Raw genomic sequence first — 2,106 nt, forward strand, 5'->3', positions numbered from 1 at the left:
GTGTTTAACATTAAGTCAGAACGCACAAACCGAAACACATTGAGGATTATTTATGGTTCGGATCGAACGATCGAATGCCAAGATCGTCTGGCTAGATTTGTATACGGTCGCTCAGAGACATCAATTGGGATTAGTGGAGGCAATTGAAGCACAAATCGAATCCTGGCAGTCAAATTCCGACTTCGTGTCGGCTAGCGTGCATCAAAGCTTAGATGGGGTTCGCGTCTTCACGTACAGTCAATGGCAACCCAATTTCGATCGACACAGTTTGCAGCCTCCAGTAGTGTTGTCTGAGTTTTTCCCACCGGACTCAATGCAGTTAGAAGTGTCGGCAAGTAAATCGATCGCGGCAGAAGTTGAGATCGTTGTCGGCGAGCGCATTACCCATCTGGCAGAGTTTCGGATGATGCCATCCAATCAACCAGAAATGTTACGGAGAACGACAGCCGAACTCGATCGAGCGATGAGTAATTCGCCAGGACTGATTTCTGCAACGTTTCATCGCAGTTTAGACGGCACCCGGATGTTCAATTACGGACAGTGGGAGAGTCAAGAGGCGTTTGAAGCAATTTTGAAGCAAGCAGGGTTTAATCCCGATCGACCCTACTGGGAAGGATTAGCGCGAAACGAGTTTCATCTGTATCATGTCGTTCGCGCTGCGGTTTCAAATGCCCATGGTTAAACAAGTTAAGCGATCTCGATCGCCGATCGCCGATAACTTTTGCAAACAGAAGATGTGCCAAACGATTTAGCACAGGCATTGGGATATAACATCCTGAAGGCAACATTCACGATCGCCAAAATTTTGCTCAAACGCCCCAATTTGTTGCTGAAACTTGCATTTTAGTCAATTATGCCAATCTGGCGAAGTCCGCAAAGTCATCTGCTTCCCTGACGCAAAAGTCAAGAGTCGATCGCGATTTTCCTTTGGAAACACTTCGCGAACGCTGCAAAACAATTTCCTTGCCCCCAAATACGTAGTATAATTGCAAAAAAATTGACAGGTGAACTAACTATTTACCTTATAGAAAAGCGAAGCAATATCCGATCGCAGCCATGCCACAAGACATTCTCAAACGTAATAATGTCCGTAGCTTTGGACGTGGAAGTCAGCCAATGATGTTTGCCCATGGCTTTGGCGGCAATCAACAGATGTGGCACCGGATTACACCAGCTTTTGAAGAAAACTACCGGATCGTTTTATTCGACCATATGGGATCGGGGAAATCGGATCTCGGGGCCTACGATCCCGATCGATATGGAGAACTCAAAAGCTTTGCGCTAGATGTTGTAGAGATTTGCGAAGCATTAAATTTATCTGATGTTATTTTAGTCGGTCATTCAGTGGGTGCCACGATCGGGATGCTGGCTTCCATTTACGCTCCTCAAATTTTGGCACAGCTCATTCTGGTCTGTCCTTCGCCGTGTTATCTAAACGAAGGAGATTATCAAGGTGGATTTGAACGATCGGACATCGATGGCTTAATCGATTTAATGGATAAAAATTACATCGGTTGGGCTAGTTATCTAGCACCATTAGCCATGAAAAACGAAGACTTTCCAGAGTTTACTCTTGAGCTTGAGTCCAGTTTCTTAAATACAGATCGCTCCATTGCCAATCAATTTGCCAAGGTAACTTTCTACGCCGACAGTCGAAAGTTTTTACCTCAAGTATCGGTACTGTCATTGATTTTACAATCTACTGATGATATATTTGCGGCTCCAGAGATTGGAGTTTATATGCAGCAGCATCTTAGGAATTCTACTCTTAAAAACTTGGAGGCAAACGGTCACTTTCCACATATTAGCAATCCTTCAGAATTTATTGTTGTTCTGAATGAATATCTTACTGCCAGCTTAATAAGCTGACTTGGATTTATGATTTCACTCCAAAACAATGAAATAATTGATACCTTACCCTGTGGATTCTTGTCTTTTTCTGACGATCTCAGTATTTTATCAGTCAATAAGACACTTTTAGAGATCCTTGGATACGAACTCGATCGGCTGGTGGGAAAATCTATAATTTGGGGTTTTTTGCATAAACCCTCCAAAAGGGGGAATAAGCATATTTATATACCAAAGCTAGCAATCGTTCGGAGAAAA

General features: G+C 43.4%; 4 protein-coding genes. All 4 read left to right on the top strand.

Annotated elements, in window-relative coordinates; all coding sequences use genetic code 11:
* Window positions 1–52: 52 nt before the first annotated feature.
* Window positions 53–682 carry an antibiotic biosynthesis monooxygenase family protein gene (locus C7B77_RS31270; RefSeq protein ID WP_106313166.1) on the top strand — a complete coding sequence of 210 codons (630 nt, stop codon included), beginning with the start codon at window positions 53–55 and terminating at the stop codon, window positions 680–682.
* A 39-nt stretch (window positions 683–721) separates the two neighbouring features.
* Window positions 722–847, top strand: coding sequence for a hypothetical protein (locus tag C7B77_RS31595; RefSeq protein ID WP_281261404.1), 126 nt, complete (start codon window positions 722–724; stop codon window positions 845–847).
* A gap of 209 nt (window positions 848–1,056) precedes the next feature.
* On the top strand, window positions 1,057–1,869 hold the full coding sequence (locus C7B77_RS28845) for an alpha/beta fold hydrolase (protein WP_106313169.1): 813 nt from the start codon (window positions 1,057–1,059) through the stop codon (window positions 1,867–1,869).
* A gap of 9 nt (window positions 1,870–1,878) precedes the next feature.
* Window positions 1,879–2,106 (top strand): PAS domain S-box protein (locus tag C7B77_RS31950; protein ID WP_146138596.1); only part of this gene is annotated, 228 nt, incomplete at its 3' end.

The sequence above is a fragment of the Chamaesiphon polymorphus CCALA 037 genome (assembly GCF_003003845.1).
Lineage (GTDB): Bacteria > Cyanobacteriota > Cyanobacteriia > Cyanobacteriales > Chamaesiphonaceae > Chamaesiphon > Chamaesiphon polymorphus.

What these genes read in the sequence shown, in the direction of transcription:
- C7B77_RS28845 (WP_106313169.1), top strand. Translation starts at nt 1,057, where the DNA reads ATGCCACAAGACATTCTCAAACGTAATAATGTCCGTAGCTTTGGACGT.
- C7B77_RS31270 (WP_106313166.1), top strand. Translation starts at nt 53, where the DNA reads ATGGTTCGGATCGAACGATCGAATGCCAAGATCGTCTGGCTAGATTTG.